General features: G+C 65.9%; 13 protein-coding genes. 5 read left to right on the forward strand and 8 right to left on the reverse strand.

Annotation, left to right across the window (positions count from 1 at the left end):
• Positions 1–150: 150 nt before the first annotated feature.
• From R5H29_RS14315 to mtnC, 3 genes are all read left to right on the forward strand, one after another.
• Positions 151–792, forward strand: a complete 642-nt coding sequence (locus tag R5H29_RS14315) for a methylthioribulose 1-phosphate dehydratase (protein WP_026347187.1) — start codon at positions 151–153, stop codon at positions 790–792.
• Between the two features lie 93 nt (positions 793–885).
• Positions 886–1,443 carry an acireductone dioxygenase gene (locus R5H29_RS14320; protein WP_021204389.1) on the forward strand — a complete coding sequence of 186 codons (558 nt, stop codon included), beginning with the start codon at positions 886–888 and terminating at the stop codon, positions 1,441–1,443.
• A gap of 3 nt (positions 1,444–1,446) precedes the next feature.
• A complete protein-coding gene (gene mtnC, locus R5H29_RS14325; protein WP_332329330.1) occupies positions 1,447–2,142 on the forward strand; it encodes an acireductone synthase in 696 nt (231 codons plus the stop codon).
• A gap of 129 nt (positions 2,143–2,271) precedes the next feature.
• Here mtnC and R5H29_RS14330 read toward each other — a convergent pair whose 3' ends face one another.
• From R5H29_RS14330 to R5H29_RS14355, 6 genes are all read right to left on the reverse strand, one after another.
• Positions 2,272–4,890 carry a glycosyl hydrolase 2 galactose-binding domain-containing protein gene (locus tag R5H29_RS14330; protein ID WP_332329331.1) on the reverse strand — a complete coding sequence of 873 codons (2,619 nt, stop codon included), beginning with the start codon at positions 4,888–4,890 and terminating at the stop codon, positions 2,272–2,274.
• Between the two features lie 101 nt (positions 4,891–4,991).
• On the reverse strand, positions 4,992–6,218 hold the full coding sequence (locus tag R5H29_RS14335) for an AGE family epimerase/isomerase (protein WP_019661437.1): 1,227 nt from the start codon (positions 6,216–6,218) through the stop codon (positions 4,992–4,994).
• Positions 6,215–7,210, reverse strand: coding sequence for a carbohydrate kinase (locus R5H29_RS14340; RefSeq protein WP_332329332.1), 996 nt, complete (start codon positions 7,208–7,210; stop codon positions 6,215–6,217). Before R5H29_RS14340 ends, R5H29_RS14335 begins: the two co-directional genes overlap by 4 nt.
• Positions 7,211–7,217: 7 nt before the next feature.
• A complete protein-coding gene (gene fucP / locus R5H29_RS14345; protein WP_019661435.1) occupies positions 7,218–8,531 on the reverse strand; it encodes an L-fucose:H+ symporter permease in 1,314 nt (437 codons plus the stop codon).
• A 60-nt stretch (positions 8,532–8,591) separates the two neighbouring features.
• Positions 8,592–9,641 (reverse strand): LacI family DNA-binding transcriptional regulator, encoded by a 1,050-nt coding sequence (locus R5H29_RS14350; protein ID WP_332329333.1) that lies wholly within the window; start codon positions 9,639–9,641, stop codon positions 8,592–8,594.
• 96 nt (positions 9,642–9,737) lie between these two features.
• Positions 9,738–12,203: a GH92 family glycosyl hydrolase gene (locus R5H29_RS14355; RefSeq protein ID WP_407073534.1), complete on the reverse strand. Its 2,466-nt coding sequence runs from the start codon at positions 12,201–12,203 to the stop codon at positions 9,738–9,740.
• Between the two features lie 962 nt (positions 12,204–13,165).
• Between R5H29_RS14355 and R5H29_RS14360 the strand changes: the two genes are divergently transcribed.
• Both R5H29_RS14360 and R5H29_RS14365 read left to right on the forward strand, forming a co-directional pair.
• A complete protein-coding gene (locus R5H29_RS14360) occupies positions 13,166–16,243 on the forward strand; it encodes a TonB-dependent receptor (protein ID WP_332329334.1) in 3,078 nt (1,025 codons plus the stop codon).
• Between the two features lie 200 nt (positions 16,244–16,443).
• Complete coding sequence (locus tag R5H29_RS14365; RefSeq protein ID WP_332329335.1) at positions 16,444–16,638, forward strand: heavy-metal-associated domain-containing protein; 195 nt, start codon at positions 16,444–16,446, stop codon at positions 16,636–16,638.
• A gap of 79 nt (positions 16,639–16,717) precedes the next feature.
• Here R5H29_RS14365 and cueR read toward each other — a convergent pair whose 3' ends face one another.
• Together cueR and R5H29_RS14375 are read right to left on the reverse strand one after the other, a co-directional pair.
• A complete protein-coding gene (gene cueR, locus R5H29_RS14370; protein WP_019661429.1) occupies positions 16,718–17,173 on the reverse strand; it encodes a Cu(I)-responsive transcriptional regulator in 456 nt (151 codons plus the stop codon).
• Positions 17,174–17,184: 11 nt separating this feature from the next.
• The gene (locus R5H29_RS14375) at positions 17,185–19,686 is read right to left on the reverse strand and encodes a heavy metal translocating P-type ATPase (RefSeq protein WP_332329336.1); all 2,502 of its coding nucleotides are present in this window, start codon (positions 19,684–19,686) and stop codon (positions 17,185–17,187) included.
• Positions 19,687–19,799 lie beyond the last annotated feature (113 nt).

Genomic DNA, 19,799 nt, shown 5'->3' on the forward strand with positions numbered 1-19,799 from the left:
GTTGGCGCCATGGATGGCGCCATCGAGCTTACAGGGACGTACTTGCAGCGTCCCCTGCACGGCCCACCTGCCCCGCCCCGCCCATGAACCGCTCTATACGACCAGCCACGAGGGGCTCAGCCGTTGGCCGAATCCAGTAAAATCGCCGACATGAACGCCCCCACCTTCCCGTACGACACCGCGCGCCTGAGCGAACTGGCCCAGCTGCTGATCGACAACATCCGCGAACTGGCCCACGCCGGCTGGACCCCGGCCACCAGCAGCAACTTCTCCCACCGCCTGGACGACCGCCACGCGGCGATCACCGTCTCGGGCAAGGACAAGGGCCGCCTGATCGAGGATGACATCATGGTGGTGGACTTCGACGGCCAGGCCGTGGGCCGTCCGTTGCGCCCGTCCGCCGAGACCCTGCTGCACACCCAGCTGTACCGCCGCTTCCCGGAGGTCGGCTGCGTGCTGCATACGCATTCGCCGGTGCAGACCATCGCCTCGCGCCTGTATGCGCCGCAGGGCCACATCCGCCTGGAGGGTTACGAGCTGCTGAAGGCCTTCGCCGGCAACAGCACCCACGAGATGGCCATCGACGTGCCGGTGTTCGCCAATACCCAGGACATGAACGTGCTTTCGCAGCAGGTCGATGACCTGCTCGACCGGCAGAACCTGTGGGGCTACCTGATCGACGGCCATGGGCTGTACGCCTGGGGCCGCGATATGGCCGAAGCACGCCGCCACCTGGAAGCGTTCGAATTCCTGTTCCACTGCGAACTGGAACTGCGCAAGCTGCGCAGCTGAACCGGCGCGCAGGTGCAGATGCCGATCCGGAATCTGCACCCCGCGCCCGCCCTGCTACCCTGTCTTCCCCCCCGAGACGTTCAAGCTGCCGCCATGAGCCGACTGCGCATCTACGACGACACCCGCCCCGAATCGCCGCTGCTGGACACCCAGGACGGCGCGGTCATCGCTGCCGAACTGCAGAAGATCGGCGTCACCTTCGAGCGCTGGCAGGCCACCGCGCCAGTCGCGCCGGGCGCCAGCCAGGAGGAAGTGTTCGCCGCCTACCGTGCGGACATCGACCGCCTGGTCGCCGAGCGCGGCTTCAAGAGCGTGGACGTGGCCTCGATCGCCCCGGACAACCCGAACCGCGCCGAGCTGCGCAAGAAGTTCCTCGACGAGCACTTCCACAAGGAAGACGAGGTGCGCTTCTTCGTCGCCGGCTCCGGCCTGTTCACCCTGCACGTGGGTGACAAGGTCTATGAGATCGAGTGCGTGAAGGACGACCTGATCGCGGTGCCCGATGGCACCACCCACTGGTTCGACATGGGCGAGGAACCGAGTTTCGTGGCGATCCGCTTCTTCACCGAGCCGGACGGCTGGGTGGGTCATTTCACCGGCACCGACATCGCGCAGAAGTTCCCTCGTTACGTACCCACCCAGGCGTCCTGATCCATGCAAGCCCGCGTCATCCTGACCGACATCGAAGGCACCACCAGCAGCATCTCGTTCGTCAAGAACGTGCTGTTCCCCTATGCGCGCAAGGCGTTGCCCGCGTTTGTCGCCGAGCATGGCCAGCAGCCTGAAGTCCGCCGCTGGCTGGACGCGGTGGCTACCGAGATCGGCGGTGCCTGCCAGGACAGCCTCGTGGCCGAGACGCTGCAGGGCTGGATCGACCAGGACCGCAAGCACACCGCACTGAAGGCGCTGCAGGGACTGATCTGGGACGAAGGCTACCGCCGTGGCGACTACACCGCGCACTTCTACCCGGAAGTGGCGCCGGTGCTGAAGGGCTGGCACGCCTCCGGGCTGCCGCTGTACGTGTACTCCTCCGGCTCGGTGCCGGCGCAGAAGCTGTTCTTCGGCTTCAGCGATGCCGGTGACCTCAGCCCGCTGGTGTCGGGCTGGTTCGATACCGAGATCGGCGGCAAGCGCGAGGCCGACAGCTACCGCCGCATCGTGCAGGCCATCGGCGTGCCCGCCGGCGAGATCCTGTTCCTGTCCGATGTGGTGGAAGAGCTGGATGCCGCCCGTGAAGCCGGCCTGCAGACGCGCCTGATCGACCGCCGCGACGACTACCCGATGCCGCGCACCGGCCAGGCCGCCAATGGCCACGAGCGGGTCGAGAACTTCCAGCAGATCCAACTGTAAAAAAGAAAGGTGTGCGGACCAACGGTCCGCACCTACCCGGCTCCGCTTCTGGTAGTTGCCAACCTTGGTTGGCATACGGCCGATGTGTCAACCAAGGTTGACACCTACCAGAACATGGTTCACCTGCCCTCATCGATCGTTGAGGGTTTTCACCTTCAGCGCTTCGCGCAGGGTAACCAGATCCACCGGGCCGCGTACGGCGATATCGCGGGTTTCGCCCGGCAGCAAGTCCAGCAGGTTGTCTTCGACCTGCACATCCAACGCACCGAAATCAATCCACGCCGCGCGCACGTACGCCGCGCTTTCCAGCCGCAGTCGATAGTGGTCGCCTTCGATGGACAACGTGGCCTTGAGCTTCTGCCGCGGCAACATCTGGTCCTTGGCTTCGACGAATCCGACCACCTGCCGCGCGCTCACCGCCCCGTTCTGCAGCAGCTCGAACACCGCCACCGTGCGCTTCGGGTCGGCACCGGCCAGCAGCCCGGCATCGCGGAAATCACCGATCGAGGTCACACCCGACGCCGCCAGCGTCACCGCGTCCTCGCGACGGCGCAGAACCTTCCCTTCCACGTCCATCACCCGCAGCCGCCAACGTGCATCCAGCGCCGCACCGTCATTGATCAGGCGTACCCGCGTACTGCCCTCATCGCGCAGCGCCGCTACCGTGACCGGCGCGAAGAAGCGCCGCGCGGCGAAGTGCAGCGCCTTCCAGCGACCGAAGTAGTCCACGCTGGACCATGAAGCACCCGGCCAGACATCGTTGAGCTGCCAGTACAGCGAGCCCATCGTGTACGGCCGCGAAGCGCGATGGTGCAACGCGGCCAGCGCGATGCCATCGGCCTGCATCACCTGGCTGAGGTAGACAAAGTCCTCGAAGTCCTTCGGCGTGCCGTAGCCCAGTTCGATGTAGTGCAGCAGGCGGCTGTTGCCCTCGCCGGCCATGAATTTCTGGTGCGCGCGGATCACCGGGCTGTCGATGCGCTGCTCGGCGCGGGTGGCGATCTGGTCCACGGTGGCCACCGACGGCCATGCCTGCAGGCCGTACTCGGACATGAAGCGCGGCGTCTCGCGCAGGTAAGCCTGCACCGGCAGCGCCGGATTGCCCCAGACCTGCCAGTAGTGCTTGTCGCCACGGGTCGAGTCATTCGCCTTTTCGTCCAGGTCGTTACTGGGCGAGCTGGACCAGTACGGCACGCCCAGCCCCTCCTCACCCACTACCTGACGCAGATCATTGCCGAACAGGTCGACATAGCCCTGCCAGACCTTCGCTGCAAACGCAGGGTCGGCTGTCTTCAGGTCGCGACCGTGGCCCCAGTCCTTCCAGGCGGTTTCTTCCTCGTTGTTGCCACACCACAGCACGATGCTGGGGTGATGGCGCAGCCGGCGCACATTGTCGCGTGCCTCGGCCACCACGCTGGCACGGAAGACCGGATCGTAGCCCGGCTGCATGCCACCACCGAACATGAAGTCCTGCCAGACCAGCAGGCCCAGTTCGTCGGCGATGTCGAAGAACGCATCGTCCTCGTAGTAGCCGCCACCCCAGTTGCGCAGCATGTTCATGTTGGCGTCGCGTGCGGCGGTCAGCACCTGGCGCAGGCGCGCGGCGTCGACCCGTGCGGGGAAGGCATCGAACGGAATGACGTTGGCGCCCTTGGCGAAGATCTCCACGCCGTTGATGACGAAAGCGAAGCCCTGCCCGCCCTTGCCGTCTTCCTCGCGGCGCAGTTCAACCGTGCGTAGGCCGATGCGCTGCTCGCGCACCAGCTCCGGCGCGCCACCTTGGTCCAGGCGGGCCCGCACCGTGTAGCGGTCCTGCGCGCCGTGGCCGACTGGCCACCAGCGCCGCGGATCGGCCAGTTCAACCGGAACCTCGATGCTGTTCTGGCCGGGCTTCAGCAGCACCGTGCGCTGCACCTGGGCCACGTTGCGGCCCTGCGGATCCTGCACATCCACATTCACCACGGCCGAGCCCGCCGCCGCACCCCGCTCCACTCGCAGCAGCACGGCCAGCTTCGCCTGCTCCGCGCTCAATGCATCCGTGCGCACCGCAAGATCGGTCAGGCGGTGCGCGTCCCAAGCCTGCAGATCGATTCCGCGCCAGACGCCGGCGGTGACATAGCGCGGACCCCAGTCCCAGCCGAAGTGGTAGGCCGGCTTGCGCGCGAAGTTGCCGACCATCGCGTCCTTCGGCTCATCGCCATACGGCGACGGGTAGTTGCCAGCGATCTTGTGCGGCATTGCCTGCACGCCCGGCAGCAGGGTGCGGATCGGCGAACGGAACACGATCTGCAGTTCATTGTTGCTCGCACGGAGGCGGCCTTCGACCCGGGCACGCCACGTGCGGTGTGCGTTGTCCGCGCGCAGCAGCGGCCTGCCGTTGAGGCTGACTTCGGCGTAGGTATCCAGCCCATCGAAACGCAGTTCGGCATTGGGCCTGGACAGCGTCGCGGCATCGACGTCGAAGCGCGCGCGGTACTCCCAGGCCGCCAGGCCGATCCATTGCAGCTCGGCCTCGGGCGCACCGACATACGGATCACGGATCAATTCGTGAGCCAGCAGGTCGGTGTGCACGCTGCCCGGCACCGTCGCCGCCCGCCATTGCTGCAGACCTGGGTGGGCGGCGCCCTGCGCGTCGCCGGGCAGCATGCGGAACTCCCACTGCGCCTGCAGCGGAGCTGCAGCTACCGGGAAGGAGGAGGCTGCAACCAGCAGCAGGAGCAGGCGGACAACGAGGGGAAGGCGATGCACGGGATGCTCCTGTTTTTCCGCCGGGCATGGCCCGGCGCTACCAATTCAACACGCCACGGTAGCGCCGGACCACGTCCGGCGAGCGCGCAGCGCGGCAGACCTCAACGCACCACGTTCAGCACTTCGTAACACGCACCCATGGTGTGGTAATCCACCTTGCCGGCCGGGCTCTTCTCGTCGCTGTACTTGCGGTTGTCGGCATCGAGGATGCGGAACCAGGCGCCGTACCGGTGATCGACGAAGTGTTCCCACGAATACGCCCAGATACGCTGGTACCACTGCCAATAGCGGTCATCGCCGGTACGCTTGGCCATCAGTGCGGCGGTCGCCAGCGTCTCCGCCTGCACCCAGAAATACTTGTCGTCGTCGCAGACGAAACTGTCGCCACCGATCGGGGCGCCATCCATGCCCGGCTGCCGGCGCGATTCCGGCGCGAAACCGTAGTACAGGCCACCCCGCGCCTCGTCCCAGCTGCGCGCCACGGCCACGTCGAACAGGTGCTGCGCGGTCGGCACCAGCCAATCGGCCTGCACATGGCGGTCCAGGATCAACAGCAGCTTGGCCCATTCGGTCTGGTGGCCCGGCTGGAAGCCCCACGGGCGGAACAGGTGCTTGGGGTCATCCAGGTTGTAATCCCAGTCGATCTCCCAGTTGGAATCGTAGTGCTCCCACACCAGGCCACCGGCCTTGGCGGCCTGGCGGCGGGTCATGTTGTCGGCCAGCTGCAGCGCGCGCTCCACATAGCGCTGTTCGCCGCTGGCCTCGAAGGCGGCCAGCATCGCTTCGCACATGTGCATGTTGGCGTTCTGGCCACGGTAGCCGGTGAAATTCCACTGCCCATCGGCTTCGTCCTTGTAGAGGCCGTGCTGCGGCTCCCAGAAACGCGCTTCCAGCAGCTGCCAGGTCTCGTCCATCCATGCGCGGGCCTGTTCGAGACCGGCCTTCAGTGCGCAGCTGTAGGCCAACAGCACGAACGCCACGCCATAGCAGTGGTTCATGTCGTCCTCGACCTTGCCATCGCGCAGGGTCCAGGCGTAGCCACCGGTGGCCGGATTGCGATGCACCTCGCGCAGATAGCGCACGCCATGCTCGACTGCGTCGCGGTATTCGGCGTTGCCGAACTCGCGGTATGCCATCGCGTAGTTGAAGACGAAACGGGTGCTGCTCACCAGGTGGCGGTGGCTGGCATCGTAGATGCTGCCGTCATCACGGAAGTAGTGGAAGAAGCCGCCGTTCGGATCGATGCAGCGCGGGTGGTAGAACGCCATCGTGTCGGCGATGTGCGCACGCAGGAACGCGGGCGAACGGAAATCGGGCGAGGTGCTCATGCGGTAATGTCCTGGTCCTGCAGCAGCTGCTGCACTTCATCGAGCGAGGGCATCGCGGCGAACGCGCCCTTGCGGGTAACAGCCAGAGCGCCTACCGCGGCACCGAATCGCAGCGTGGCGGTGATCGCCTCCGGGTCCTGGCAGAATGCTGCAAAGCCTGCACCGGCCCCGCCACGCTCCAGCAGCCCAACCAGCACGCCACCGACGAAGGCATCGCCAGCAGCCGTGGTGTCGACCGTGGCCACGCGGAAACTGGTGACCGTGCCGTGGTTGTCGCGGGTGTACCAGTGCAGCGTGGCCGCACCGTCGGTGACGATGACCCAGCGCGCCTGCGCGGCCAGCAGGCGCCGCAGCACCGTCGCCTCGCCGTCACTGCCCAGCGGCGCGGCCAGGTAGTCCAGCTCCTCGCGCGACAGCTTGACCAGGTCGGCACGTTCCAGCGCCTTCCACAGGCGCGGCGTCGGGTCCTCGTTGGCCGGCCACAGCGCCGGGCGCAGATTGAGGTCCAGGCTGACCACCGCACCGGCGTCACGGGCGCGCTCCATGCCGGCGAAGGTCGCCTCGGCAATGGCCGGCTCGGTCAGGCTGTTGGAGCAGACATGGAAGCACTGCGCGCTGTCGAAGCACGCGGCTTGGAAGTCGCTGTCACGGAACAGCAGGTCGGCCGCCGGTGGGCGGTAGAAACTGAAGCTGCGCTCGCCGCTGGCATCCAGCGCGACGAAGGCCAGCGCGGTCTTTGCCGCATCGGTACGCACGATGTAATCCGTGCCCACGCCGTGCTCGGCCAGGCTGTCCGCCAGGAAGTCACCGAACATGTCTCGGCCCAGCATGCCGACGAACTGGGTCTTCGCCCCCAGTCGCGCTGCCGCCACCGCAACGTTGGCCGGCGCACCGCCGGCGTACTGAAGGAATGCGCGCGGGGTGTCGGCCGAGGCCGGCGGCTGCGCTAGTAGATCGATCAAAATTTCGCCGAAGCAGACAATGGCACCCATTCCGGACTCAGCCTCCCTGCGTTGCGGAAGCCGGCGTACGTGCGCCGACCAGTCCGTAGAAAATGATGTAGCCGTAGCACAGCAGCGGCAGGATGAAGCTGGCCTGCACACCGATGTGGTCGGCCAGCACGCCCTGCAGGTACGGCACCACGGCACCGCCGACGATGGCCATGATCAGCAGGCTGGAGCCCTTGTTGGTCAGCGGCCCCAGGCGCTCGATGCTCAGCGCGAAGATGGTCGGGAACATGATCGAGTTGAACAGGCCGATCGCCACCACCGAGTACAGCGCGATGCTGCCAGAGGTCAGCATGGTCGTAACCAGCAGGGCCACGTTGACCAGCGCGAAGATCGCCAGCAGGCGGCTGGGCGAGAAGCGCGCCAGCAGCGCCGAGCCGGCGAAGCGGCCAATCATCGCCATCGTCCAGTAGGCCGACACGTAATGGGTGGCCTCCTGTTCGCTGAAGCCGCCGATGTTGGGCATCGACAGGTAATTGACCAGGAAGCTGCCGATCGACACTTCGGCACCGACGTAGAAGAAGATGCCCAGCACGCCCAGCAGCAGGTGGCGCTTGCGTAGTGCATCCAGGTAGCTGTGGTGGTGACCCTGATCAGCCTGCTCGGTGGCGTCGCTCAACGCCGGCAGGCGGAACAGGAACACGAACAGCGCCAGCAGTACCAGCGCCACCGCCAGGCCCACGTATGGACCCTGCACGGCCTGCGCCTCGGCGGCACGGTAGGCCAGCTGCTCGGCGGCCGGCAGCGCCGCGATGTCATCGGCACTCTTCACCGTGTTGGACAGGATCAACATGCCGCCAAAGATCGGGGCGATGGCCGTGCCCAGCGAGTTCAACGCCTGCGCCAGGGTCAGGCGGCTTGAGCTGGTCTGCTCCGGTCCCAGCAGTGCGACGTACGGGTTGGCGGCGACCTGCAGCACCGTGATGCCGGTCGCCAGCACGAACAGTGCACCGAGGAAGGCGCCGTAGACGCGCAGCTCGGCCGCGGGCCAGAAACCCAGTGCACCGATACCGGCGATCAGCAGGCCGGCCACGATGCCCTTCTTGTAACCCAGCGCCGCCACCAGCCGACCCGCCGGCAGCGACATCAGGAAATAGGTGCCGAAGAAGGTGAACTGCACCAGCATCGCCTTGGCGTAGTTCAGCTCGAACACCGCCTTCAGGTGCGGGATCAGGATGTCATTGAGGCAGGTCAGGAAGCCCCACATGAAGAAGATCGTGGTGACGACAGCCAGCGCCTTGCCGTTGGTGACGGCGGGTGCGTTGCCCGAAGAACCCGATGGACGGGGCGTTGCGGAGATCGGCATGCGGTACGCGCCTCGATGCGCGGAAGGTCGTTGTTGCGTGGAAGGGATGTATGAAAGGAATCAGTTCGGTCGTGCGGCACTGCTTTCGCGGATGCGCAGCTGCACCGGCGCGACCGTGCGCCGCAGCGGCGCATCCGGTTCGTCCAGTCGTTGCAGAAGCAGCGCCGCAGCTTGCCGGCCACGCTCGCGCGGGTCGGCGGTCAACGTGGTCAGTGGCGGCACCGCCACCGCAGCCTCGGAAATATCATCGAAACCGGTAACGGCAAAATCGCCGCCCGGACGGATGCCACGCGAATTCAGGCCCAGCATCAAGCCCAGCGCGACGGTGTCGTTGTAGCAGACCGCCGCACTCGGGCGATGGCCATCGGCAAACAGCTCATCGGTGCGCGCCGCGGCCTCCAGGCGGTTCGGTGCCGATTCGATCATCCAGCCCGGCGGCAGCGACAGACCGGCCTCGGCCAGCGCCTGCTGGAAACCGGCACGGCGCTGGTGGCACGAACTGGATGCGGCGTGGCCGCCGAAGAAAGCGATCTGGCGATGGCCGCGCTCGATCAGGTGGCGCGTGGCAAGATAGGCGCCGTGCTGGTTGTCGAGGGTGAGGAAATCCCAGTCAGCCCCTTCAAGCTCGCGGTTGAACAGCAGCACGTTGGCATTGGCACCCAGCGCCTGCCGCAGCAGCGTGGTATCACTGCCCTCGGCCGGCGACAGGATCAGGCCGGCCGGGGTGTGCTCCATCAGCGTGGACAGCACCGCCTGCTGGCGCTCCGGCGATTCGCCGGTGCTGCCCAGCAGGGTCACATAACCACGCCCGCCCAACGCCTCGTCCACGCCCGATGCGAACTCGGCGAAGAACGGGTTGGAGAGATCGTTGATCACCAGCGCGATGCTCGACGAGGTACGACGGCGCAGGTTGGCCGCCGCGCGGTTATAGACGTAACGCTGGCGGCGCAGTTCGGCCTCGACCTTGGCGCGGGTATCGACGTTGACCAGCGGGCTGCCACGCAGCACCAGCGACACGGTTGCCCGTGACACGCCGATCGCGCGCGCGATGTCGGTCACCGTCACCGCCTTGCCGGCGCGTTTGCTGGGACTGCTGCCGTTGTCGTTCATCGTCTTCCCGGACTCCGCTGGAGGCTCAAGCCTAATGGATCAGGGACCTGTCGTGCCGTGCCGTTCGCTGGGTCACCGCGAACGGCACAGTCCGTCTCAGCGCAGCTGGCTACCCGGTGCCGCGCACCAGGATACCGGCAGGTCCTTCACCGCCGTGCCCCAGCCCTGCTCCGGCGCCTTCGCGTCGAGCGCGAACTGCAGGCGCGGGCCCTGCTGCAGCTGGTTCCAGTCCAGCCAAACCGGCGCATGCGGCTGGCCATCGACCTGCACGCCCTGCACATACTGCAGACGGCGGCCATCGGCACCCGGCGCGTCGATGCGCAGCGTGCGGCCATTGCCCATGTCCACTTCCACCTCGCTGAAGCGCGGGGTGTGCAGCAGGAACTGGCCACTGCCCGGCACCGCCGGGTACACGCCGATGGCGCTGAACAGGTACCAGGCCGACATCGTGCCGAGGTCATCGTTGCCGGTCACGCCGTTGGGGGCATTGGTGAACAGCTGCTGCGCCGCACGCACCACGGCGGCGGTCTTCCACGGCTGGCCGATCAGCGTGTACAGCCACGGCGCGTGCAGGTCCGGCTCGTTGTTCGGGTTGTAGCGGAACTGGTTGTAATAGCTGTACGGCCCGACCACCCACGCCTTGCGGGCGGCATTGAGCGGGTCGGCCTGCAGCGCGTCCATCGCGAAGAACGCATCGAGGCGGCGGCCGGCCTGTTCGCGGCCGTCCATGGCTTCGACCAGGCCCGGCACGTCCTGCTGCGCCAGCCACTGGTACTGCCAGGCCGTGCCTTCATGGAAACCGTGATGCGAGCGCGGGCTGTAGTGGCCATCGGCCGGGGTGTACCACTGGCCATCCTCGGTACGCGGGCGGGGGAAACCGGTGAAGCCGGTCTCGGCGTCACGCACCTGCGGGTCCCACACCTTGCGCCAGTTGCGGCCGCGCTCACGCAGCGTCGCCGCGTCCTGCGCATGGCCGAGGCCATCGGCCATCTGCGAAAGCGCACAGTCGGCCAGCGCGTATTCCAGCGTCGCCGAACCGCCGTGATGCGGATCGACGTCCATGCCCTTGGACGGGAACGCGCGGTCGTAGACCACGTAGCCCTTGTCCAGATAGGTCGGGTTGCCGGAGCGGCCAGCCATGCGCGAGTTCAGCGGCGGCGTGCCGAACGCGTTGCGGCGCAGCGCATCCCAGGCCTGCGATTCACGGCCCTTGAGCGCGCCGAAGCGCCACAGATCGACCATGAACGGCGTAACCGGATCGCCGGTCATGATGTTGGTCTCGAAATTGGCATAGCCCCAGCGCGGCAGCCAACCGCCCTGCTCGTCGATCGCCAGCAGGGTACGGCCGATGTCACGCGCCACGTCCGGGCGGGTCAGTGCCAGCCACTGGTTCTGCGCGCGGTAGGTATCCCACAGCGAGAAGTACTCGTAGTAGGTCCAGCCGTCGGCACGGTGGATGCCATCGTCATAGCCACGGTAGCGGCCGTCGGCGTCATTGCCGGTCATCGGCTGGAGCAGCGCGTGGTAGACCGCGCTGTAGAACACCGCGCGGTCGTCGGCGTTGCCGCCCTGCACACGCACCCGGCCCAGCTGCTCACGCCACGACTGCTGGGACAACGCACGCATGCGGTCGAAACCGAGCAGCGCTCCACCCTGCATGCCATCTGCGCGCAGATTGATGCGCGCGCCTTCGGCATCCACGTGCGAGATTGCGCTGACCGCCGTCACCGACTGGCCCTTGGCCAGGTCGAAGGTCAGCCAGGCACCGTTCGGCTTCTGCTCGCCTTCCATGCTGTGCCGCGCACCCGGCAGGCCACCGCCCTCGCCCCAGGTGCCATGCGCCTTGAACGGACGGTCGAACTCGATGCGGAACCAGGTGGTGTACTGATGACCGCCACAGAAGCTCTTGGTCACCAGCTTGCCCTCGACTACACGGTCGCCGACCACATCGACCACGCTGCCGATCACTGAATGGCGTTCGTTGGCCTGGCCTACATTGACGAGGACGTGGCCATCGCCGCTGCGCTGGCTGAAGGTGTAGCGCTCGGCCGCGGCACGGGTACGCGCGGTCGCCTCGGCATCGATGCCGCCGTAGCTGGTCAGGCGCACCTTGTAGTAGCCAGCCTGGCCGATCTCGCCGTCATGGGTGTAGTTCGAGGCATACGTCTTGTGGTCGAATTTCTTGGGGTTTCCGGTATCGAAATCGCCGCCCGGGCCGATCGAGCCGGTCACCGGCAGCACCGACACCTGGCCGCCCTGTTCCCAGCAGCCGGCACCGGAGATGAAGGAGTGGCCAAAGCCACGGATCTTCTCGTCGTCATAGCGCCAACCCGAATAGTGGCTGCCGATCGGGCTGACCTGGATCAGGCCGAACGGCGCCGACGCGCCCGGGAACGTATTGCCGTCGTCCTTGCTGCCGATGAATGTATTGACCTCCCGCTCCAGCGCTGCCGGCGCGGCCTGCAACAGCATCGGCATGGCCGAAAGTGCCAACAGGCAGGCCAGGCGCGCCAGCGGGCGCGAGGTCGATGGGACGGCGGGAGCGGACGGCACTGGGCGCATGTCGGGTTCCTGTAGTCGATGACGCGGAGGCAGACGGCCGGGGTCGTTCGGCACCATTCCGCTGAGTCCCGCCGTGACCGGCAGAGAGCTCCCCCTGGAATGACGCCCGACCCGCGCGGTCGTGAATTTAGATCGATTCAAGTAGAGCATGCAGGTTCAGCCGAATGCATTCTGCGGCGCAGCATGAGGGGGTGTTCGGCAGGGCTGCGCCCTGCACCGCTCCGAGCTGGAGCAACAGCAACAGCAACAGCAACAGCAACAGCAGAAGCTGGTTTCCTGTGGGGAGTCGGGCTGGGTCCGGTTGCGGGGGACGCTGCAAGTACGTCCATGTAAGCTCGGTCGCCGCATCCATGCGGCTCACGCCCCCGCAACCGGACCCACCCCGCCTTCGACAGATTTCCGCGATCTGTAGATCCACGCCATGCGTGGATGAATCTCTGTCGGATATCGAAATCAATCGGGGTCAGATCCGTTTTCCAACGGAAAACGGATCTGACCCCATGACCCCATGCCGCACCAAGATCAATCCAACCGTCACCGGGAACCTGTCAAAGGTGGGGCGGTGGGGGGGGGGGCCGCGCGGTGGGGCCGGGGAGTGGGCCGCCCCGGGCCCGCCACTACCGCAGGTGCCGGGCGCAGCCCTGCCGACCCACCCTTCGCCTGCGCACGAAAACGATTTCACTGATTTCAGCAAACCGTCATCCCTTCGCCACGCCAGTACCATATTGCGCAGCAGCATGCGCCCACGGGCGACCCGTGCTAAAAATCGCCCGCCCATCGCTTAGATCGATCCAAGAACGACATTGCGATGGCCGGGAGTTGGGGGAGCAGCAACAGGACGTACCAGGCCACACGCGCGGTGCTCTGCCACCCACATGGCGACAGCCGCAAAGTCACTTCAAATTAGATCGATTCAAGTTGTCCGTGCCACGTCACCGGATCAATCCAGGAGAGAGGGAGAGATGGGAATGAAGCATTCAATACGTACGCATGGCCAGGACGCACTGTCGTTGGCCATCGCGCTGGCATTGGCCGCCGCCGTCATTCCGGCTGGCGCCGCCGCGCAGCAGGCCACGTCCACCGGCTCGCAGGACGCCACGACTCTGGACAGCGTCCAGGTCACCGGCTACCGCTACGCCATCGAAAAGAGCCTTGAGCAGAAGCGCGACGCCAACGCCGTTGTCGAAGTGATCACCGCCGAAGACGTCGGCAAGTTCCCCGACAAGAACGTGGCCGACGCATTGCAGCGCGTGCCCGGCGTGGTCATCACCCGCAGCGGTGGCGAAGGCAAGAGCGTCAGCGTGCGCGGCCTTGCACCGGACCTGACCCTGACCCAGTTGAATGGCAACTACGTGGCCACGTCGGAAACCAACGACGAAGCCACCCGTTCGTTCAACTACACCCTGCTGCCGTCGAACATGCTGTCCAGCGCCGAGCTGTTCAAGTCGCCGGAAGCACGCATCGACGAAGGCGGCATCGGCGGCACGGTCATCCTGCACACGCGCCGTCCGCTGGACATGGAGTCCAACTCGGGCTTCGTCACGCTTGAGGGCACCTCCTCCGATACCCACCACGATATCGACCCGCAGGCCTCGGCCCTGTATTCGTGGCACAGCAAGGATGAGCGCTTCGGCGTGCTGGTCGGCGTGACCCAGCAGAAGCGCACCACCCGCACCATGGAGGCCAGCACCGAGGACTACCAGTGGTACGGCGCCGGCAAGGCACGCGACGCCTATGGCAACGTGCAGCAGCAGGATGGCATCCACTACTGGTGGGGCAAGTCCGGTTTCAACAACCAGACCGGCGGCAACTACAGCGACTTCTTCATGCCGACCTCGGTCAACTTCGCGGTGAAGGAAGAAAAGCGCGAGCGCAAGGGCGGCCAGCTGACCTTCCAGTTCAAGCCGGTCGACAACGTCACGATGACCGCCAACTACTTCCGCTTCGAGCTGCAGGGTGACTACACCCAGAACATGCTGAAGATTCCGGAATGGAGCATGGCGCGCTACAACCAGGACGGCAACTGGGCCGGAGGCCGCCTTCTCAATGGCCTGGACTTCGATGCCAGCGGCAACACCGTCACGGGTGCCCAATTCGAAAAGCTGGCTGGAAAGACCTACTACTGCAGCGAAGACCAGGCCAAGGCCGCCGGCCTCAAGCCCGGCGGCTGGGGCCCGGACGACTGCACGATTCCGACACCGCAGCTGACCGGTGGCTACAGCAAGGAAAAGGCGCTGTCGCAGACCGCCGACCTGACCATCGACTGGGACATCAGCCCGCTGTGGAAGGCCTCGTTCACCGGTGGCCGCACCTGGTCCGAAGGTGGTCCGTCGATGAACTTCCGCATGTCGGCCAAGCCGCGCCGCAAGGTCGGCAACGACTACCTGTCCGGTAACCAGTACAGCGCATGGGACCTGACCGGCACGCCGTCTGCCACCTTCTCGCCCGACCTGCAGCAGCAATTGATGAACGGCATCGCCGAAGTCGACACCGGCTCGACCGATTCGTCGTGGAAGCGCACCGAGGTCAAGCAGAACTACTTCCAGGCCGACGTGACCAAGCTGTTCGAGTCCGGTTGGCTGGATTCGATCCAGTTCGGTGCCAAATACCGTGATGGCAAGGTCCACCGCAACACCGGCAACACCTACTGGGTATGCCCGGGCCGTGACCCGGCCGACTATGACAACAGCCGCTACCAGAGTGGCTGCGATCCGACTGCCGGCGATGCGCAGCCCGGCTTCTTCCTGTCGAACCCGATCAGCAACATTGCCGGTGGCTTCAATGCCAACGTGTTCCCGGGCATCAACTACCCGGCGTACATCGACTATCTGAACAAGACCTACGGTGGTTCGCACAACCGTACCGAGGAAGACTTCGTCTACAACGTCAACGAGAAGATCTACTCCGGCTACTTCCAGGCCAACTTCCGCACCGAGCGCCTGCGCGGCAATGTCGGCGTGCGTGTGGTGCGCACCAAGCAGTTCGCGCAGTCTTCCGACTCGATCGAGAAGTTCAACGACTACTTCCTGGACAACGCGTCCGGCGCGCCGATGGCGTGCACCGACCCCGCCGCTGCGGCCTACCCGACCTACAGCTGCGAGAGCGGCTTCGTGCGCCTGCCGCATGACCTGGCGCAGAGCAAGACCTACAGCCTGATCGGCGTGGACCGCACCTACACCGACGTGCTGCCGAGCTTCAACATCGCATGGGACATCACCGACACGCTGGTGCTGCGTGGTGCCGCATCGAAGGTGATCGCCCGCCCTGGCTACACCGACATCGCAGCACCGGGCGCACTGAGCTACTACAGCGAGGAGTACGTCAATGATCGCCGCGTTGCCGGTGGCGCATCGACCGCAGGCTGGGTCGGCCAGGGCAGCAACAAGCAGCTGGAGCCGTTCAAGGCCACCCAGTTCGACCTGGGCCTGGAGTGGTACTTCCAGCCGGGCGCGGTCGCCGGCGTCAGCCTGTTCCGCAAGAACGTGGACAACTTCACCCTGCCGGTGGTGCGCGACACGCCCATGGTCATCAACGGTGAAGCGGTGAACGTGCAGCGCTACGAGACCCAGGCCAATGGCCGCGATGGTGTGTCGCAAGGCGTCGAGCTGTATGGCCAGTACACCTTCGATTTCGGCTTCGGCGTGCAGGCCAACTACACCTACAACGATACCAACCTGGCTTCCATTGTTCTGGACGGGCAGGAAATCGGCTCCTCGCCGCTGGTCGGCAGCGCCAAGAACCAGGCCAACGTGACGGTCTTCTACGAGAACGAGAAGTTCCTCGCGCGCGCTTCGTTCAACCGTCGCGGCCAAGTGGTCGGCGGGCTCAACAATGGCCTCACCGTCTACACCGAACCGTATGACCAGCTGGATCTGAATGTTGCCTACAACCTGACCCCGGACTGGACCCTGACCGCCTCGGTGATCAACGCCACCAAGTCCGAGCAGCGCGTGCATCTGGGAAGCGACACCAAGGCACGCCTGATCTCCAATACCTATGCAGGCCGCCAGCTGTACTTCGGCGCTACCTGGAAGTTCTAAGGCAACACCGGGTTGCCCGGGCGCGCCCCGGTGCAACCCACGCCCCGCCCTGGCGGGGACGTTCCTCCACGGCAGCCGCGCTGGTACAGGCGGCTGCCGTTTTTTTTGCCGCCTTGCCTGTCGTTCAGCCCGGCACTTGACCCTGCCATCGTTGGAAGGTGCACACTGACTCGACCCCAAGAGCACCCAAGGAGCTAAGGATGGAATTCCATGTTGAAGGCATGACCTGCGGCGGTTGCGCGCGCAGCGTGACCAAGGCGATCGAACTGGTCGATCCGCAGGCCAGCGTGCAGGCAGACCCGGCCAGCCGCCGAGTGCAGGTGGAGACCTCGGCCAGCGAAGCGCAGATCGTGGCGGCACTGACCGATGCCGGCTTCCCGCCGCGTACTGCCTGATCCCCTGTCCTGTCCCATACTGAAAAGCCCGCCGGGTACTACAGCACCCGGCGGGCTTTTTCATGCATGCGATATCGAGTCAATGCTTGTGCGTACGCCGCCGCACCGCACCAGTCTTCGCGGTATCGACCGGTACCAGCGTCCCATCGTCCTCACCCAACCGCTCCAGGATCGGGCACTCCGGGCGCTCATCGCCCGCGCAGCAGCTGATCAGCGACTTCAGCGTGTCGGCCATCTGCCGCATGTGCTCGATGCGTTGCTCCAGATCGGCGATGTGCTGCTCGGCCAGGTGCTTGACGTCGGCGCTGTGCCGCGAGGTATCGTTCCAGAGGCCGAGCAGATCGGTGATCTCGGCCACCTGGAAGCCCAGATCGCGTGCGCGGCGGATGAAACGCAGGCGGTGGATGTCCGCCTGCGAATACGCCCGGTAGCCCGACTCGGTTCTATCAGCGGCGGGAATCAGGCCGATCTGTTCGTAGTAGCGGATCATTTTCGCCGACACGCTGGAGGCTTTGGCGGCTTCACCGATGTTCATGGGTATTCCCTTCAATGAGTGACGGCGGCGGCATCCGCCATCGGTGGCTGGAAGCGGCGCAGGCGCAGCGCATTGCCCAGCACGAACACGCTGGACAGGGCCATCGCACCGGCCGCGAACACCGGTGACAGCAGCACGCCCCAGACCGGATACAGCACGCCGGCGGCCACCGGAATCAACGCGGTGTTGTAGGCGAAGGCCCAGAACAGGTTCTGCCGGATGTTGCCCAGCGTCGCCTTCGACAACGCAATGGCATTCGGCACACCCTGCAGGTTACCCGACATCAGCACCACGTCGGCCGATTCCACCGCGATATCGGTACCGGTTCCGATCGCCAGGCCGACATCGGCCTCGGCCAGTGCCGGCGCATCGTTGATGCCGTCGCCGACGAAGGCGACATGGCCATGTGTGGTCTTCAAGCGGCGCACCGCCTCGACCTTGCCTTCCGGCAGCACCTCGGCCACCACTTCGTCGATGCCGAGCTGGCGCGCGATCGCCTGCGCGGTACCAGCGTTGTCACCGGTGATCATCGCCACCTTCAGGCCAAGCTGATGCAGTGCCGCGATCGCGGCCGGCGTGCTCGGCTTGATCGGATCGGATACCGCGATGATTGCGGCCAGGCGACCGTCAATGGCGGCATACAGCGGCGACTTGCCCTGGGTGCCCAGCTCTGCCGCCAGCGCCGCAGACAAAGTGATGTCCACGCCCAGATCGCGCATGAAGCGATCGGCACCGACCTCCACCCGCGCACCATCAACGCTGGCACGCACGCCCATGCCGGTGACCGATTCGAAATCGACCATCGACGGCAGTGCAATGCCCTGTTCAGTGGCTGCATCGACGATGGCGCGGGCGATCGGATGTTCAGAGCGCGATTCCACTGCAGCCACTGCCGCCAACACTGTGCTGCGATCGAAGCCGTCCGTGATCTCGAAGTCGGTCAGGCGCGGGCGACCCTCGGTCAGCGTGCCGGTCTTGTCCACCGCCACCACCTGCGCATCCTTCAGCAGCTGCAGCGCTTCGCCCTTGCGGAACAGCACGCCCATTTCGGCGCCACGACCGGTCCCCACCATGATCGAGGTCGGCGTGGCCAGGCCCATCGCGCATGGGCAGGCAATGATCAGCACCGCCACCGCATTGACCAGCGCGAAGCTCAGCGCCGGCGACGGGCCGAAGATCAGCCAGACTGCGAAGGTCGCCAGCGCGGCCAGCATCACCGCCGGCACGAACCACAGCGTGACCTTGTCAACCAACGCCTGGATCGGCAGCTTCGAGCCCTGCGCCTGTTCGACCATGCGGATGATCTGCGCCAGCAGGGTCTGCGCGCCCACCGCCGTCGCACGTACCGTCAGTGCGCCCTTCTGGTTGACCGTACCGCCCACCACGCTGCTGCCCGGCTGCTTCTCAACCGCAATCGGCTCGCCGCTGATCATCGATTCGTCGATGTAGCTGCGGCCTTCAACCACCTCGCCATCGACCGGCACACGCTCGCCTGGCCGCACTTCCACCACGTCGCCGCTCTGCACTTCATTGACCGGGATATCGACGGTGCGGCCGTCACGGATCACGTGGGCGACCTTGGCCTGCAGGTTGACCAGACGCTTGATCGCCTCCGAGGTGCGGCCCTTGGCGCGCGCTTCGAGGAAGCGGCCGAGCAGGATCAGTGCGACGATTACCGCCGCCGCTTCGTAGTAGACGTTCACCGTGCCCGGCGGCAGCAGCCGCGGTGCAAAGGTCGCGACCACCGAATAGCCGAACGCCGCAGCGGTGCCCACCGCCACAAGCGAATTCATGTCCGGTGCAAGGCGCAGCAGCGCCGGGAAGCCCTTCTGGTAGAAACGGCGACCGGGGATGGCCAGCACCAGGAGCGTCAGTGCGAACTGCAGGTACCAGCTGGCCTGCATGCCAAGCGTGGCCATCACCCATTCGTGCATGCCGGGAATCAGGTGCGAGCCCATCTCCAGCACGAACACCGGCAATGCCAGCGCAGTGGCCACGATCAGGTCGCGCTTCAGTTCGGCACGCTCGGCATCCTTCTTTTCTACGGCCTCGTCATCGGACTGCACACCCGCCTCGATTACGCGTGCGTCATAGCCGGCCTTGTCGATGGCGGCGACCAGCGTCGCAGCATCCGCCACGCCACGCACCGTGGCGCGCTCGGTGGCCAGGTTGACGCTGGCCTGGCTCACGCCTGGCACCGCCAGCAGCGCGCGCTCCACGCGGCCCACGCAGGAGGCGCACGTCATGCCTTCCACGGCCAGTTCAACGGTGGCGGCAGGTACGTCGTAGCCCACCCGCTCCACCGCCTGGATCAGCGCGGCCCGATCGACCGGGCCGGACGGGCGGATATCCGCGCGCTCGGTGGCCAGATTGACCGAAACACTGCCCACACCTTCGACCCTGGACAGCGCCGCCTCGACCCGGCCGACACAGCTGGCGCAGGTCATGCCCTCGATGGGCAGGCTGATGGTGGCAGGACTTGCGGTGGCGGCAGCGGCGCGGGGCGTGCTCATGATCGGATTCCCGGGGTTCCTTCTGGATGCGGACAGGCTAAACCTTGCCATCGTGGGAAGGTCAAATCCAGCCTGTCCGCATGCCTGAAGGGGGCGCCGCCCCCGGCGTTCCG

It is taken from the genome of Stenotrophomonas sp. A3_2 (assembly GCF_036624925.1).
Lineage (GTDB): Bacteria > Pseudomonadota > Gammaproteobacteria > Xanthomonadales > Xanthomonadaceae > Stenotrophomonas > Stenotrophomonas hibiscicola.